Consider the following 17547-nt stretch of genomic DNA (forward strand, 5'->3'; position numbering starts at 1 on the left):
AGAAACGATTGTTAGTTGTGATTTAAAACAGAGAGGATTTCTTTCAATTCTTCCTCTTTGACGATTTCAATATTTTTACCGCTTGCATTAAGCATTTTTACCTTTTGCAGTTTTGACGGTCCAGGATCTGATCCCACCAAAACAATATTAGTAAGCCCTGAGATATTAGTATTTATTTTTGCACCCAATCCTTTAATAATAGTGGCGAGTTCCAGTCTTTCCCAAGCATTAAAAATACCTGTAATAACCACTTTTTGTCTATAAAATGGACTGTCAGGGTCAGCATTTTCAAAATCAGGCTTTAAAATATCGCCAGTCAGCTGTGTACGGAAAGGGTTGCTTCCTTTTTTCTTTTTAAAAGGATTTTTCTCAAAAATAGGTAATTCTTTCTCCGAAAGGCATTCAATATACAGTTTTGCACAAGCCTCAGCATCTGCCAAAGCATTATGATGATTGAGCGTCCACCCATAAGTATAGCATACGTCATCTAGTGCTGCACCTGTAATTCTGTACGTGCAATCGTATTGGAATTCTGGAACATCAAGGTCATAAAGCTCTAAGGTCTGTTCTAATGCTCCCACATCAAAACCAGCGTTATGAGCCACAATCAGTTGCCCTTCGATATAAGGTTTTATATCCTCCCAAACTTGAAAAAAGCTTGGAGCATTCTTAGTCATTTCAGCAGTAATACCATGAATAGTAGTATTGAAACTATGATAACGGTTATCAGGAGGACGTACCAAAGTTTCATAACGATCAATGATTTCACCGTTTTTTACTTTGACAATACCTACTTGACAAATACTCCACCTTGCACCATGTGCTGTTTCAAAATCTAATGCTGTAAATTCCATATATTTTTATACCTCGAACATCGAATTTATAAAATTCGACATTATGAAGCAGAATTAACAATGGTTTAGGTCATCAATATTGTTCATTAGGAAAGGTTAAGAGAGGAGGTAGGTGAGGGGGAAGATAAGAAGGAAGCTATAATGAGGTTCATTAGACATTATGATTTGCATATCACAAACCACAACAAGAACCACCTTAACTCTTCCTTCTTAATTCTTAACCTAAAAAAGATCTATTTTTTACTCAGCTCAATAAATGGAATAATCATTTCATCAATCGAAATTCCACCATGCTGGAAAGTATCTTTATAGTAGCTTACGTAATAATTATAATTATTAGGGTAAGCGAAGAAATAATCTTCAGTAGCAAAAACGTAAGAAGTAGAAACCTCTGTTTTTGGTAAACCAAAATCTTCAGGATGACGAGCAACAAGTACATTTTTCTTATTATAAGAAAGGTTTTTGCCTTGTTTGTATCTCAAGTTGGTATTCGTCTCTCTATCACCAATGATTTTGTAAGGTTTCTTCGTTCTTACAGTACCATGGTCTGTTGTGATATAAACTTTACAGTTTTTCTCCGCCAGCATTTTCAGCATTTCATACAAAGTAGAGTGCTCAAACCACGATTTTGTAATCGAACGGTAGGCCGCTTCATCAGGTGCTAGTTCTCTTACCATATTGGTGTCTGTTCTAGCATGAGAAAGCATATCTACAAAGTTGTAAACAACAGCGTTGAATTTTTTATGCAATAAGCTATTTAATTGATCATTGACTTGCTTGCCCTGTGAAGCACGAATTACTTTGTGGTAACTGAACTTCTCCTGAATACCATGACGTAATAATTGCTCGCCTAATAACTCTTCCTCATAGTTGTTTTTGCTGTCTTCATCGTTGTCATTTACCCACCATTCAGGGTAAGTCGCTTCAATTTCAGAAGGCATTAAACCTGAGAAAATGGCATTTCTGGCATAAGCAGTAGTGGTTGGTAAAATCGGGCAGTAGACTTCTTCCTTAATATTGAAAAGGTCCGCTACCAATGGTTCAATCACTTTCCACTGATCATATCTTAGGTTGTCAATCAGAATAAAGAATACGCTCTCATCATTTTCCCTTACATAAGGCAAAACTTTTTCAGAAAGCAATTCATGTGATAGGATAGGACGGTTTTCCGGATCTTCCATCCAGTCAATATAATTGTCTTTGATAAAACGGCAGAAATTGTGATTGGCTTCGTTTTTTTGCATTTCAAAGACCTCACTCATGCTTCTGTTTTCCGTCTGTGTGATTTCAATATCCCAGTAGACAAGCTTTTTATAAGTTTCCACCCAGTCTTCCCATTCCATATCATTCATAAATGACATCATGATACTCTGGAAATCCTGCTGATAAGCAGAGTTGGTTTTTTCAGAAACTAATTTTTTTGTGTCCAGTATTTTTTTGATTGACAGAAGGATCTGCTTAGGGTTAATTGGCTTAATCAGGTAATCTGCAATTTTGGCCCCGATAGCATCTTCCATAATATACTCTTCTTCACTTTTCGTGATCATCACAACAGGAATATTCGGCTTGATTCTTTTGATTTGCTCCAAAGCTTCAAGACCAGTCATGCCCGGCATATTTTCATCCAGAAAAATAATATCAAATTCTTCCTCTTCACATTTTTCAATGGCGTCTAAACCACTCAAAACGGGAGTTACTTCATAACCTTTTTTTGTTAAAAATAAAATGTGAGGCTTGAGTAAATCAATTTCATCATCTGCCCATAAGATGCGTTGTTGGCTCATATGTTTTTTGTATTTTTTGTGGACTAACAATTTATGAAATTGTCATTCAAAACACACCAAGATTTCACCACAATTATTTTTTTTTAGATTATTAAAATTTCAGATCCAAATAATCGTTATAAAAATAGGACATAAAACGAATATTATATATCATACTATATTCAACACTCCATACCACTAGTTGGTGTTAAGTACTAGGACATAAGAAAAGGGATAATTTTAGCTTGTTATTTTTTATTCTAATCAAGGCAGATTTGCAGAGCATAGCCTTAGTTACGTGATAAAAATCTAACGAAGAGTAGGATAAAAAAGATAAGATAAAATGTCCGTTTACTTTTGTCCTAGTACTTAATATATGGAGTACAAATTATTAATGAGAAAAAGACAGTAAGCACTGCATTAAAATCACTTATACTAATTGTTATTCCTACATTCCTCAAAAAACTTTAAATAGCCTCACTATTATTGCTTTTTTGTCGTTGTACTCATAAAAACAATTAGTTTTCATAAGTGTTCTTTGAGAGAGTACTTACCTAATTTTAAATTAACTATAGCATATGGAAGAAAATACAGGGACATCCTCTACAAAACTATTAGTTATAATTGGAGCTGTTTTCGGTGGTGTTTTACTTTTGACTACTATCTTCTTTTTTATCTTTAGTGATGACGAGGAAATTGACCCTCAGCTCGTAACTATTGATGAATTTATCAAAGAAAAAGCAATATGGGAGTTGAATGGGGATGCCGTTGAAGGAAGTGCCGTAGCTATTACTTTGCGTCTGCCCAACATGAATATCAAACAAGTAGAGAATGCTGTTGAACGTGCAGATCAAAGCGTAAGGCAGGTAGATGCTGATATTAAAAAAATATGGAATTCACTTGGTGACGATACGGGCGATCTGGAAAACAGTCTTCGAAATTTGCAAGAGGAACTTTCTGGGATGTCTGATATTTATGAGCACACTGAAGTGATTGCCGGACAAATCGCCGTGGATGATGCTTCAGGAAAAAGTGGTGCTGTGCAGTCAGCGGTTGTACGTCTTTTATCTACAAGAGATGGCTATATCAGAGATATTAATTTGATGCAGGAAAATATTGATAAGGTATTGAATGTGTTGAATGACGCTAAAAATCAAAATGCCTCAGTAGGCGGTGTTACGCAAGCTATTGAAGAATTAGAAGTAGCCAATACCCGCCTGTTTGAAGAGGGAAGGTCGCTATTAAGAACTTTATTTGCATTCGAATATGTTTATAATCAACACCGTAAGGCTGGTGATGATGGAGAGCGAATTGATGTATTTTATATTGCTTTGCAAGATTACCTTTATGATAAAATTATTGTAAAGCACTCTCAGGATAATTTCTATCGTAAAAAAGGGAAATTTGATAATGTAGTGGCGGAAACTAAAGAACGATTAGGTTCTTTGGATGAAGTGGTGGCGCTACAACAGAAAAGAGAAATGAAGCTCAATGAATACAATAAGTTGTCAGAACATCTTGGTGCTTTAAATGAGCTTTATGGTAATGCTGGTGTTTCTATTACGGCTGATAATTTCACTTCGATGGATTTTGTCACGGATGATGAGTGGGAATACTCTATCTCTGAAGAAAATGCCCACACTCCGCTTGTGGTAGTTTACAGGGTAGAGGGAACTCCATTGTCTTCTGGCGTTGTAGTAGCGAAGGCCTCTTACAATTTATCATTTGAAAATGAAGATGGTGATCAGCTAATTCTTCCAGGTAAATTAGAAAATGAGGTGAGTGCACAGTAGCTTTTAAAAAGTAAGCCGTTTGCTTTTAATTTATGGAAAGGTTCCTAATTTTGTGTTGAACAATAAAACACAGACAGATGATTAATCATACAGTACTTTTCAAATTAAAAGAAGAGACAACTGCTACTCAAAAGCAGGAACTTATTGACGCTTTACAAGCTTTAGGTGAAAAAATTGATGAGTTGAAAGAGATTCAAGTGAAGGAAAACTTCTCAGACCGTTCAAAAGGTTTTGATGTAGTTCTTTATTCTATCTTTGATTCAAAAGAAGATTTAGAGTCTTACCAAGTTCACCCAGCACATGTAAAAGTTGTAGGTGAAAATGTAAAGCCAATTTTAGAAGATATTCTTGTTGCGGATATTGAGTACTAATATTTGTATCAAATGCAAAAAAGCCATTACAACCGAAATTGTAATGGCTTTTTTTGTATGAAGAATGCCGTTCTTAAAGTGATTTTATAGTGGTCAAATTAGAAGCTATATAACGTTTTCACGAACCACAATAAGGACCATTTTATCTTCATTCTTAATTATCAATGACTAGTTTCTTCCGCCACCTCTGTGACCTTTACCACCTTTGTGATGCTTCATTCTCTTCATTTGTCTTTTTTCCATCTCGTCAGCAATTTCATCTACTGATTTTGAAGGGTCCATTAAGACAAACATCACTGGCTGATAGTGGCCCATCATACCTTGCCCCATTTTGCCTCTTCTACCGTGGCCTTTACCTTTTCCTTTACCGTCTTTTCCTTCTTTATTTTCAGGCTTATATTTCTCCATAATGGCTTGCATATCGCTTTTCCATTGCTCTTGTTGCGTTTTTGTAGAAGCTTTGATAGCCTCTAAGTCAGCCTCATGATTGTCTACAATTTCCCAAGCGGCAGTAGTGATATGACGCATTTCTTTTTCCATTTCCTGACGCTCTTTTTGTTGTGCTTCAGTAGGTTCACCTTCAGGACGTTTCATTCCTTCTTTCTTTTTTGAAAGTGCGTCCATTCTGCTTCTCAAAGAAACCAATGTTTTCTTTTCAGATTTCGAGAGCTTTTTATCAAAGTCTTTTCTGTTTTCCAAAACAACAGGAAGGACCTGTGCTTTCATATACGCTTTGATTTCTTTACGAGCTTCTTCTCTTTTCTTTTTCTTTTCCTCTTGAGCGATTCCTGCAAATGATACAGCTAGAGTAGCGACTGTGATTAATGATAAAATAAAAACTTTAGATTTTTTCATGACACTAATTTTTATAATTGTTTTGTTTGATTTTGTATACTCCAAAGGTCATGTCTGGGATTCAATATTGATAATGATTTCAACGAACGTTCTTCTTTTTTCAACCAACGAACAAAAACAAGGGCATAAAAAAAGTCCCAAGCATGACACTTGAGACTTAATTTGTTCCATTGTATTACCAGTTAGTATCTTACAAGCTAGTATGTAAGCCACATTCAGTTTTGGCTTTACCGGCCCATCTACCCGAACGGTCATCTGACCATAAAGGCTTTGTAGGATCAGCTTTTGCCGTACAAGGCAAGCAACCTACACTAAAATATCCTTTAGCAATAAGTGAGTGTAAAGGAAGTTTTCTTTCATTGATGTATTGGAATACCATTTTCGAGTCCCAGTCTAAGATAGGGTGGTATTTGATAACACCATGCTTTGCAACTTCTTCCTTTTGCATTTGAGCACGTACTGCAGATTGTCCTTTTCTGATACCATTAATCCAAACGTCGTTTTCTTTAAGGATATCTTCTAAAGGCTCAACCTTGTTGATATGACAACATCTATCATGATGATGAACATGAAGAGGTTCGCCATTTTCATCCACTTGTTTATCAACAGGGATTTTCGACTTCAAGTCTATAATATTTAATCCAAGCTTCTTGGCTAATTGATCTCTAAATTCGATTGTTTCAGGGAAATGATAATTCGTATCTAAAAAGTATACGGGTATATTTTTATCAACTCTGCTGATGATATCCAACAAAACAACACTTTGTGGTTGGAATGATGAACTAGCGAAAATCTTTTTCCCTTCCGAATGATAGGTAGCCACCTGCTTTGCGATTTCATCAACTCGCTGATCAAATGATATTGCTGAAGCTTGTGGAATGATGCTTTGCGATGACATATTCTTTAACTTTTATTTAATCTACTAATTATATAGGATAAATGCGAATTAATAAAAGAATCTACTTTTTTCAAAATTTTATCACAAAAAAAAAGATTCATTTACGTATAAATGAATCCTTTTTACTGTATTGAGAGTAAGTTGATTACTAAAATAACAACCTAAAAACCCCTTTTTAATTCTATGCTAGCCCTAATTGGTCTTGAAATATTACCAGCTTCATCCTTGAATTTGGCATAAACATATTTCATTCCGTCTGTCTCACCACTTAGTTTCCAGTTAGAGATAGAAGGCTGTACTTGTTGCCAGTGTGCCCCTTGGAAAGAGGAAGTATTGCTGACCATCATCATGGTTGCATCATCCCCGTCTAGCTGAAGAACCACAAGCTTATTGATATTTTTAGTTGACTCTGCACCGTGATCGATTACAAGAGTAATATTTTGAGGTGCGCTCGTATCTATAGAAATACTTGAAGAGTAGGTCTGTGTTTGATTGCCAGCAAGGTCTTTATATTTTACGAATACCTGCTTTGGACCATCTCCATCAGAAAGCTTATAGCTTTTTTTCGTCGCATAAGGTTCCCATGTTGCTCCATCAAAATTACTGCTTTGTGCTACAATCATTGAATCGGCTTGTCTACAGAAAAACGACAGATCCACTTTATGATCTTGTCTGTTGGTTATTTTCTGTCCAGCATTGATGGTCAGTTTACCGGCAAAAGGTGCTGTTCTATCCACAATGATTTCATCCGTAATCACTGGAGTAATATTGCCTGCCTGATCTCTGTATCGAGCATATATTTTGCGAACACCGTCATCTCCTGGAGCCAAATCCCATTCTACATACTCATCTTGAATCAATCGCCACTTATTGCCATGGAAGGCAGAAGTATTACTGATCTGAAAATATTTGGCACCTTTATGTCCTAAAATAACGCCGACTTTAAGGCTGTTGGGATCTGTAAAATATTTCGTTGGTACGTCAATTTTTACAGAAATGTCAGAAGGAGGAGTCGTATCCAGTATTATTTTTTTCATTAATACTTTAGATTCGTTTCCATCCGCATCTTTAAATTTAAAATAAACTTCCTTTACTCCGTCACCATTTGAAAGGTGATAAGAGAATAACTTTGAAAATTTTATCCATCTAGCTCCCTCAAAAGATTTTGATCCACTAGCCATCATCTGTGTAATACCTACGCCATGAATCTCTATTTCAATGTGCGTCGAATTAGAATATTTTCCAGACTTAAATATTATTCTTGTACGGTCTAAAGAGTTTTGAGCGATGGATTGTATGCTAAAAATAAATATTGATAGTATTGAGATAAATAAGATTCTCATTGTGAATTTTTCTAATAAATAAAATTATTCTTTACGTATACAGTTCAAAAATTGTTCAAAAAGTAACCCTAAATTATTTTTATGAGAGTACTACGCTAAAAATTTATCAATAGTGATACTATTTCAGTCTTTAGAGGAAGTCATCTCAAAACAATCATAGGACTCATTAAAACATGATTTTGTTCTGATACTTGCCTTTTAGTATGTACAACGTTGGTAATTGCAAAAATAGTACTCAATTAAGTAATAAGACAAAAGTAAATTGATATTTTATAGCAAAGATTACTATTCTCAACCTAGCGATTTCAACGAAAAAACCTTTTTGAAATATTACATTTTCTTACGTATTGAAGTTTGTTTAACACGAATCCAAAATAGATTTGTACATTTGGTCTGCGAATTGTAATGCATTAACGGAACAAGATTTGTTAGTATAGAAATATCGAAGTTATTTTATTAGAAAAAGCCTTTGAGAATCATCCTTTGATGAATTGAGAGGTATTTAATGAAAAACTTGTATTTTTTTTGTTTTTCATTTGAATTTGGAGAATAATTTCAGATTACATTTGTTAATTTATCGTAATTACTATCAAGTTAGAATATTGTTAAGAAGTCGGATATGTTTTGTTGCACTAAAAAGATAAATTCATTTTTTTTCTGTTTTGCTATTATTTCTTCAATTTGGATTGACCAAACTATTGCGCAAGAAGTAACAGAAGGACATTCATATACTCCTGCAAGTTTATCTCAGGAGCCTGTACAAGTGAAAAAGGAATTGTTTCCTACCAGTTCATCTGAGGTAGGGGATACAACTTTTACAATATATGGAGATGCGTCGATCCCTTTCAAAATTTATTTTGTAAACGGACCGCAGTATGATAACATCTTTAACCCTAACCCTACTGGGATTATTTTAGGGAATAGAGAGTTTAATTTTTTCTGTTCGATGGAAAAATCTATCAGACAGAACTACTCCAATGTATTGGAAGCAAAAGAGTTTGAATATTTAGGTAGAAGCTACCTGATGTTGGTGTCCTTCAGAGAAGATTGTTTGGGGGATAATTGTAGATACCGTTGTTATAATGTGTTTGATGTTACAGATCCAGCACAAATCCGACAAACCTCTTTTTCTAGTTTATACCAAGGAACAGACAGCTTCGGTGATTTTAACAACGATGGTAAACTGGACTTCCTAAGGGTTGCTCCTAAGCCACCAAAAGATCAACAGCCAGGGGAATTAGTAAATAACTACCTCATAACGGCTTACACAATGAGAAGAGGTATCCCGAAACAATTGACGGATCAGGGTAACTCTTATTATTTATATGTAGAAGGAGATGAAGAAGCCAGACAATTTAATGTACTGCAAGCTTACTGGTTCTTCAATGTGAAAAATAAGGAAGGTTCTGACGCAGAGCCAACCACCTATTTTGCAGAATATATCTCTTTTGACCCTATGTATAGATACCTATACAACCCCAACGGCGTGAGAATAGAGAAAAACAGATGGTCTGTACTGATTACTGATGTAGGTGACCTTGAGTCCGCTCAGGAGCACTGTCATATTGTTCAAGAATATGAAATCGAAGATGTTTATATTATGATTGATCAATATAGTGGTGATATCACCTATCAGGTTTTTGCTGGAAACTTTGTAAGTAAAGAAAGTGCAGAATCTTATCTGAAAATCTTGAATTCTTATGGTGTTGATGGTCAATTGACAGATTTCTTGAAATCCTATTAATTTTTCTATAACGAAATACTTAATTGAAATACTAAAGTGGCATAATTATTAGTTTTAATACTAGAAGCACTTTAGTTTCAAAGTTTTTTTAATAACAATACAAGAGAAAGTAATTCATTTTTATAGCATCTATGAAACTATCACACTTAAATATTATACTGTCCTTATTCTGTTCATTAATTTTTGTCACGGAATTAAAAGCTCAGGGAGATGCCGCAAAAGCACATCTTGAAACAGCTGACTTCCTTTTAGCGAACAACCGCTATAGTGAGGCACTTGAGGAATTAGACAAGGCAATACAAGCTAACCCTTCTGATGGTAGTGTTTATTTCAAAAAAGCAAATACACTACTGGCTATTACAAAATTTAATGATGCTATTAAAACATTAGAGGCTTGTGTACAATCGGATCCAAGTTTTTTCAGAGCGTATGAAATGCTGGGCGATCTGTATTCTCAGAAGAAAAAACCTTCTGAAGCTGTAAAATATTATGATTTAGCTTTCCAAAAGGACGAAAATATTGATCAAAAATATCTTTATAAGCTTAAAATCTTAGATATCTTGGATCAAGCGAATAGACACCGTTTTTCTAAAAAACATATTGATGATTTAAGAAAATTAAATTTAGCGGAGTCTTTTGATTTGGATTACTATGAAGCAATGTACTGGAATGAAATGGATCATCCAGAAAAAGCGGAGGAGTTAATGGCAAAAATTATCGGTGATATTGAGCCTTTATCAGGTAATGAGAGATATTATTATCAATACATTTGGTCATTATTCAATCAAGGAAAATACAAAGAAGCAAGTGAGTGGATGGACAAAATGACCACTAACGAGGCGGAAGCAATGTTTACGATCTTTAGAGAAGAATATTACTTCAGTTTGGCACAGACTTACTTCCAAGTAATGGATTACCCTAAGTCGCAGAAAATGATTGATATTACTTTAGGTATCAACTCATCTTATATTGAGGCATTTGACTTGCAAAAGCAATTAGCAGCAATTCATACTGATAAAACTAAAGTAATTGCAGCACAAGATAGAGCTTTAATGGCGGAAAAAGATATCAAGAAGCGTTCTCAAAAGTTACTTGAATTAGCCACTCTAAATTATCAATCTGAAGATTTTGCAACGGCATATATTCACTTAGAGGAATTCCAAGATGCATTGCCTCAAAATGAGAGAAATATCAACGTGATCTTCATCAAAACCATGTGTGAGAAAAACCTTGGTGAGATTGGAGGTTCAACAGAGAAATTGAAAAAAGTGATTCACAATCCAAGTATCACTCCTCCTGTAAAGGCAAAGTATAATTTTGCTATCGCATTGGTATATAAAGAAATTGGAGATTATAAAAATGCAGAGACTTTCTTGAAAGCCGCTTATGGAGGTTCTTATAAGAGTGCTGTAAGATATGAGTTTTCGGATATTCAGAAGCTGAAAGATCTTAAAGAAATTGAATCTACGAATTAGAATTCAATGAAAAATATAGAGAGGTCAACCTTATTTATTGAGGTTGGCCTTTTTTTTTGAAAAAAATCGGTGACATTTTTTATCGGTAGATATAAGCAGTTGAACATTTGAAATTGGGAGAAATTGGATAATTATTTTTTAGTCTAATCAAGGTAGAATAGAAGAGCATAGCCATAGTTACGTGATGATATTCTAACGCAGAGTAGGCTAAAAAAGAAAATTCAAAACTTCCAATTTTAATTGTACAACTGCTTAAGTAGTTGTAACAAAAAAAATTATCAACAATCAATCTACTGATATGAAAAAAATAATCTTAATTCTGTCAACATTATCAATCTTCTCATTTGCAAATCTTTCTTATGCTCAAAGCACAAAGGGTGGAGATTTTAAAGGGCCAGGAACATTAAATATTGGTTTTACCTCTGGTTTTACAAATGGAACATTAGGCTTGATGGCCGATTATGAAATAGCACAACTAGGTAAAGATTTTACAGTGGGAGCCTTTGTGGATTACCAAAGCTGGAGTGGCAAAGGAAGCTCTTTTGGAGCAGGTGCCAGATTTAGATGGTATGCAGATAGAGTTTTAAATATTACAAACCCTAAATGGGATGTTTATGCTGTAGGTGATGTAGGGTTTGAGTTTGGACATGGTGATGCATTGCATTGGGGACTAGGTGTTGGTGCAAAATACCATATTACTGACAATTTTGGTATTCAGGGTAATATTGGTACTGGTGCGCAAATCGGAATTAGTATAGGTCTTTAGTTTAATATAAGAGTGAATAAAGTAAGGATTGAAAAAGGTAGGGTGTTGCTCTATCTTTTTTTATACACCATGGTGACATTTCAATCCTTCTGATATAATACTATGAAACCTCTCTTAAATCAAAAACATTTCAATGATGCTACAAGAAAAATTAAAGAAATACGGACAAAAAATGAATCAGATCAAGTTTATCCTATTAGGGTTAGGCGTTCTGAATTTTATTTTAATGGATATTGAATTGGCCACTTTTTCGGAAAAAGTCATTACTACGCTTATGAGTAGTATTTATGTGTTTGCTGCTCTAAGAGCTCAAAATATGAAAGATACATTATTCTTAATTCTGACAATAGTTCTTGTAAGCAATGTCATGATTGGAATTTTAGATATGGACTTTTTTATTCGTCAAAGTTTAGGGTCATTGGTTGAAGTAGTTGTTTTAAGCTATCAATTGATGGGGCTGATAAAAGAAGAAAAAGTAATTGATAAGATAAGTGTTAATGATTAGTATGATAAATCGTAGTGAATCAATTGGCTTAATTTGGGTTGTTTATTGATTAATAAGTAGTTATATATTTGAAATTGGGAAAAGTTAGATTATTTTTTTTTGACTAATCAAGGCAGAATTGAAGAGCATAGTATAGCTACGTGATGAAATTCTAACGCAGAGTAGTCAAAAAAAGAAAGTCTAAAACTTTCGATTACAATTGTATAACTGCTTAAAAAAGGGGCAAACGTAGTGATTGCCCCTTTTAATTTTTACATATTTCTTCTGTATTGTCCTCCAACATTAAATAACGCGTGAGTGATTTGTCCAAGTGAACAATATTTAGCGGCTTCCATTAAAGCATCAAAAGTATTTTCATTGGCCAAAGCAACACTTTGTAACTCTTTTAATTTTAGAGTGGCATGCTCTTCAGCATGTTGATGTAAACTTTGGAGAGAGGTAATTTGACTGTCTTTTTCTTCTTTTGATGATCGTATTACTTCTTCTGGAATAATAGTAGGGGAGCCTTCCTTACTTAAGAAAGTATTCACACCTACAATAGGGTAATCGCCATTGTGCTTCAATGTTTCGTAGTGAAGGGATTCTTCTTGAATTTTAGAACGTTGATACATGGTTTCCATAGCACCCAATACGCCTCCACGTTCTGTAATTCGATCAAACTCCATCATTACGGCTTCCTCTACCAAATCCGTCAACTCCTCAATAATAAAAGAGCCTTGCAATGGATTTTCATTTTTTGCTAAACCAAGCTCTTTATTAATGATCAGTTGTATAGCCACTGCTCTTCTTACCGACTCTTCAGTAGGAGTGGTGATTGCCTCGTCATAAGCATTGGTATGCAAGGAATTACAGTTGTCGTAAATAGCGTATAATGCTTGTAATGTGGTTCTGATATCATTAAAAGCAATCTCCTGAGCGTGCAGTGACCTTCCTGAAGTTTGGATATGGTATTTCAACTTCTGAGAACGCTCGCTTCCTTTATATTTTAATTTTAATGCTTTCGCCCAGATTCTTCGAGCTACTCTACCAATCACAGCGTATTCTGGATCAACACCATTGGAGAAGAAGAAAGAGAAATTTGGAGCGAAGTCATCAATCTTCATTCCTCTGTTCAGATAGTACTCTATAAAAGTAAATCCGTTAGCTAATGTAAAGGCGAGCTGAGAGATAGGGTTGGCACCAGCCTCTGCAATATGATAGCCTGAAATGGAAACGGAATAGAAATTTCTGATACCATTGTCAGTGAAATATTGTTGCATATCGCCCATCAAACGTAAAGAAAATTCTGTAGAGAAAATACAAGTGTTTTGTGCTTGATCTTCTTTAAGGATATCTGCCTGTACAGTTCCTCTTACTTTTGCAATCGTCGCTTTCTTGATTTCATCATAAACTTCTGAAGGTAAAACCTGATCACCTGTTACTCCTAAAAGCATCAACCCTAATCCGTTATGATTTGGTGGTAATTCACCTCTATACGTTGGGATCGTCTGTCCTTTATAAATAGTAGCAATTTTGCCTTGAACTTCTTTCTCAAGACCATTTTCTTTAATGTAAACCTCACATTGCTGATCAATTGCCGCATTCATAAAGAAAGCGGTCATTGCGGCCGCAGGTCCGTTGATGGTCATAGATACAGAAGTGCTTGGTGCACAAAGATCAAAACCAGAGTACAGCCTTTTAGCATCGTCCAGACAACTTACATTCACGCCTGAATTACCAATTTTTCCATAAATATCAGGTCTGAAATCAGGATCTTCCCCATAAAGCGTTACAGAGTCAAAAGCGGTAGATAATCGTGCAGCGGGTTGCCCTTGTGAAAGGTAATGGAACCTTCTATTTGTTCTTTCAGGGTTGCCTTCGCCTGCAAACATTCTTGTAGGGTCTTCTCCTTGACGTTTGAAAGGGAAAACACCTGCTGTATAAGGAAATTCGCCAGGTACATTTTCCTGCATTACCCACTGTGTAATATCACCCCATCCTGTAAACTTAGGAAGTGTAACTTTAGAGATTTTATTACCCGATAAAGTTTCCGATTTAGCTTCTACTTTGATGTCTTTTCCTCTTACTTGATAAGTAAAAGTATCTCCAGCATAAGCTTCCACTTTCGCCTTCCATCCTTCTAAAACATCAAAAACATCGTGGTCTAAGTCTCTTTTTATTTTATCAAAAGCACTTTGTAAGGTAGCCTTTGTATGTTCATCTGATTGAAGAATTTCTATGGATTTCTGAAGTCCAAAAAGTTGATCAGCAATAGTGGCCTGCTCATTGACATGTAAATTATAATTGCGGACTACTTCAGAAATTTCAGATAAATATCTTACTCTTGATGGAGGTATAATATGAAAACGGTCTGAGGTTTTGTTCAATTCCACTTTAGGGAAACTTACCGTACTTTTTTCCTCTAACAGAGAAATGATTTTATTGTAAAGTTCATTTACTCCTTCATCATTGAATTGAGAAGCCATTGTACCATAAACAGGCACATCTTCTTCTTTCAGTTCCCAAAGCCCATGATTTCTTTTATATTGCTTGGCTACATCTCTCAATGCATCCAATGCTCCCTTTTTATCAAATTTATTAAGAGCAATCACATCAGCATAATCAAGCATGTCAATTTTTTCCAATTGCGTAGCAGCGCCATATTCCGGTGTCATCACATAAAGGGAAACATCACTGTAATCCACAATCTCAGTTCCCGATTGCCCAATTCCTGAAGTCTCCAAAAGGATCAAATCAAAGTCAGCGGCTTTCACTACTTCCAAAACATCTTCAATATGTTCAGAAATAGCTTGATGTGCCTTTCGTGTAGCCAAAGAACGCATATAAATTCGTCCATCTGCAATGGCATTCATACGAATTCTATCTCCAAGTAACGCCCCTCCTGTTTTTCTTTTAGAAGGATCAATAGATATAATCGCTATTGTTTTATCTTCTGATTGAGAGAGGAATCGGCGAATAAGTTCATCTACAAGACTAGATTTACCAGCACCACCTGTGCCTGTTATACCAAGCACCGGGATATTTTTATCTTTATTCTGTGACTTCAATTCTTGAATAAAGTCCGCTTGATCTGCTTTGAAGTTCTCAATACCTGAGATAATACGACCTAGATTTCTATGGTTTTTCTGATTTAATTGCAGTTTTTCCTTTCCTAGGTTTTCTCCTGTAGGATGATCACATTGAATCAAGATATCATTGATCATTCCTTGAAGCCCCATCGTACGGCCGTCGTCAGGAGAGTAGATTTTCTTGATGCCGTAATCATGCAGTTCATCAATTTCAGAAGGGAGAATTGTTCCGCCTCCACCGCCATAGAGACCAATATAACCGGCCCCTCTTTCTTTCAAAAGGTCATAAATGTATTTGAAATATTCCAAGTGACCTCCTTGATAAGAAGTGATTGCTATGCCTTGAACATCTTCCTGAATGGCACAGTCTACAATTTCCTGAGCTGTACGGTTGTGTCCAAGGTGAATGATCTCTGCACCCGAAGATTGCATGATTCTACGCATGATGTTGATAGACGCATCATGTCCGTCAAATAAAGAGCCTGAGGTGACTAGCCTTACTTTGTTTTTCGGTTTGTAAGGTGTAGTGTTGTTCATTTGTGAAGTCATTTTTGTGATGTGTGTTTAAGTTATGGTTAAGTACTAGTCCAGCACCGTTAGTTGGCTTTGTACTAGTGTTTATGTGTGTATTTTAAGTTTGACAGTAAAACTGTCTTGAGTGTCTATAATCTCTAGTTGATGTTTGAGGTTATATTGCAAATTGAGACGTTTTTTTACATTTTCCAAACCAATGCCCCCTAATTGATCTTTTGAAAGCTTTGTGCGGGGTTTGCTGTTCGCTACCTCAAAGTAAATTTCATTAGAAGCACTTACATCTAATTTTACCTTAATCCATCCATGATCTTCATCTTCAATATGACTATGCTTGAAAGCATTTTCAATAAATGGAGCAAAGAGCAAAGGAGCAATCTGTAGGGATGGCTTTTCAACATTCCAACTTGTCTCAATGTTTTCTTTTATTCCATCACTTTTAAGTAAATGTAGCTCAATAAAGTTTTTGAGATAATCTATTTCTTTATGAATAGGAACAGTTTCAGTAGAAGTATCATAAAGCATGTAGCGTAACATATCCGAAAGTTGAAGTACCACCTCTGGTGTTTTATCTGACTTTATAAAAGACAGCGTGTAGATATTGTTTAGCACATTGAAAAGGAAGTGAGGATTGACTTGTGACTTCAAAAAACTCATTTCAGATTTCACCTGTTCCTCCCTTAATACCGTAGCTTCATTTTCCTTTTTCAAACCAAAAAGCGTCATTCTATAAGCCGTACTAGCCAAAGCAATCACACTAAACAAAATGACATTATAAGTACTCTCAAAAATCTTCCATCCCTTTCGAACCCTTTTCACATTACGGTTTTTCATAGCTCTTTCCCTAAGCTCAGGATCATCGAAGGGAAACATCGACCGTTCAATATTAGACTGTTTCCATGCATGGAATATTTCCTTTTCGATGTATTGATAAATGAAGGCAATTGTCAACACAAAAGCGAAAAGAGAAATAGCATAAATCACATGCTTTTTCTCTAAAAGAAGTTTGGGTACTAAATAGTTGAGATTGATTTGCCAAATAAAAACCTGAAAACTCACCAGCAAAATCGCTTTCATTGACCCATAAGCAAAACCAAACCGTTGCTCAAAAAAACTATACGTCAAAAGCAGGTAAGCAAGTATCAGTAGACCTTGCCATATATGATCTTGTTTTATTTTTTGCAGTGATAACATTGAGTTCAAAAGGTAAAAATGAAATTCTTTCACAAGATACGAACTCTACATCACTTTGCATTTAATCTTTTAGGAAGGAGTTGTTTTTTGTTGGGTAAAGGTTTTGTGAAATACATTTATTTTAATAATATTGTGATGCTCAAAATGATAATAACCCCAACTCATTATATCGCTGGTAAAACAACTATTGTGCTTAGTAAATAAAGATATGTTGGTTGTCATTTTGAAATAAAGCTAACTATTTGTAGAAAAACTGATTCAGAAAGGTCAGTTCTATTTCTTCCCATTTTTTCAATAAAGATACTCATATGTCTGATGGTAGATAACTATTTAAGTGTTGTTATACCACCTATCTATTAATATTTGGTCTTTTTTAGATGGACGTCC

The 17547-nt window shown here is 35.1% G+C and carries 13 protein-coding genes; 6 read left to right on the forward strand and 7 right to left on the reverse strand.

Annotation, left to right across the window (positions count from 1 at the left end):
- Positions 1-11: 11 nt before the first annotated feature.
- Together HHU12_RS21675 and porX are read right to left on the reverse strand one after the other, a co-directional pair.
- The gene (locus HHU12_RS21675) at positions 12-854 is read right to left on the reverse strand and encodes an exonuclease domain-containing protein (protein WP_169658834.1); all 843 of its coding nucleotides are present in this window, start codon (positions 852-854) and stop codon (positions 12-14) included.
- A 233-nt stretch (positions 855-1087) separates the two neighbouring features.
- On the reverse strand, positions 1088-2638 hold the full coding sequence (gene porX, locus HHU12_RS21680) for a T9SS response regulator signal transducer PorX (RefSeq protein WP_169658835.1): 1551 nt from the start codon (positions 2636-2638) through the stop codon (positions 1088-1090).
- Positions 2639-3195: 557 nt separating this feature from the next.
- Between porX and HHU12_RS21685 the strand changes: the two genes are divergently transcribed.
- Together HHU12_RS21685 and HHU12_RS21690 are read left to right on the forward strand one after the other, a co-directional pair.
- Positions 3196-4410, forward strand: coding sequence for a hypothetical protein (locus HHU12_RS21685; RefSeq protein ID WP_169658836.1), 1215 nt, complete (start codon positions 3196-3198; stop codon positions 4408-4410).
- 77 nt (positions 4411-4487) lie between these two features.
- Complete coding sequence (locus tag HHU12_RS21690) at positions 4488-4781, forward strand: Dabb family protein (protein WP_169658837.1); 294 nt, start codon at positions 4488-4490, stop codon at positions 4779-4781.
- A 168-nt stretch (positions 4782-4949) separates the two neighbouring features.
- Here the strand turns inward: HHU12_RS21690 and HHU12_RS21695 are convergent, their stop codons facing one another.
- The 3 genes from HHU12_RS21695 to HHU12_RS21705 form a co-directional block, all read right to left on the reverse strand.
- Positions 4950-5636, reverse strand: a complete 687-nt coding sequence (locus HHU12_RS21695; RefSeq protein ID WP_169658838.1) for a hypothetical protein — start codon at positions 5634-5636, stop codon at positions 4950-4952.
- Positions 5637-5826: 190 nt separating this feature from the next.
- Positions 5827-6534: a phosphoadenylyl-sulfate reductase gene (locus tag HHU12_RS21700; RefSeq protein ID WP_169658839.1), complete on the reverse strand. Its 708-nt coding sequence runs from the start codon at positions 6532-6534 to the stop codon at positions 5827-5829.
- A 161-nt stretch (positions 6535-6695) separates the two neighbouring features.
- Entirely contained in the window at positions 6696-7877 is a 1182-nt protein-coding gene (locus HHU12_RS21705) for a hypothetical protein (protein ID WP_169658840.1), read from the reverse strand.
- A gap of 619 nt (positions 7878-8496) precedes the next feature.
- Between HHU12_RS21705 and HHU12_RS21710 the strand changes: the two genes are divergently transcribed.
- From HHU12_RS21710 to HHU12_RS21725, 4 genes are all read left to right on the forward strand, one after another.
- On the forward strand, positions 8497-9621 hold the full coding sequence (locus HHU12_RS21710) for a hypothetical protein (RefSeq protein ID WP_169658841.1): 1125 nt from the start codon (positions 8497-8499) through the stop codon (positions 9619-9621).
- Between the two features lie 131 nt (positions 9622-9752).
- On the forward strand, positions 9753-11096 hold the full coding sequence (locus tag HHU12_RS21715) for a tetratricopeptide repeat protein (RefSeq protein ID WP_169658842.1): 1344 nt from the start codon (positions 9753-9755) through the stop codon (positions 11094-11096).
- Between the two features lie 298 nt (positions 11097-11394).
- Positions 11395-11862 carry a hypothetical protein gene (locus HHU12_RS21720; RefSeq protein WP_169658843.1) on the forward strand — a complete coding sequence of 156 codons (468 nt, stop codon included), beginning with the start codon at positions 11395-11397 and terminating at the stop codon, positions 11860-11862.
- Between the two features lie 133 nt (positions 11863-11995).
- A complete protein-coding gene (locus HHU12_RS21725) occupies positions 11996-12367 on the forward strand; it encodes a hypothetical protein (protein ID WP_169658844.1) in 372 nt (123 codons plus the stop codon).
- Between the two features lie 251 nt (positions 12368-12618).
- On the opposite strand, the gene HHU12_RS21730 is transcribed toward HHU12_RS21725, so the two are convergent.
- Positions 12619-15972 (reverse strand): methylmalonyl-CoA mutase family protein, encoded by a 3354-nt coding sequence (locus HHU12_RS21730; RefSeq protein WP_169658845.1) that lies wholly within the window; start codon positions 15970-15972, stop codon positions 12619-12621.
- 81 nt (positions 15973-16053) lie between these two features.
- Complete coding sequence (locus HHU12_RS21735) at positions 16054-17160, reverse strand: sensor histidine kinase (RefSeq protein WP_169658846.1); 1107 nt, start codon at positions 17158-17160, stop codon at positions 16054-16056.
- Between the last annotated feature and the right edge of the window lie 387 nt (positions 17161-17547).

This window comes from Flammeovirga aprica JL-4, from assembly GCF_012844305.1.
GTDB lineage: Bacteria > Bacteroidota > Bacteroidia > Cytophagales > Flammeovirgaceae > Flammeovirga > Flammeovirga aprica.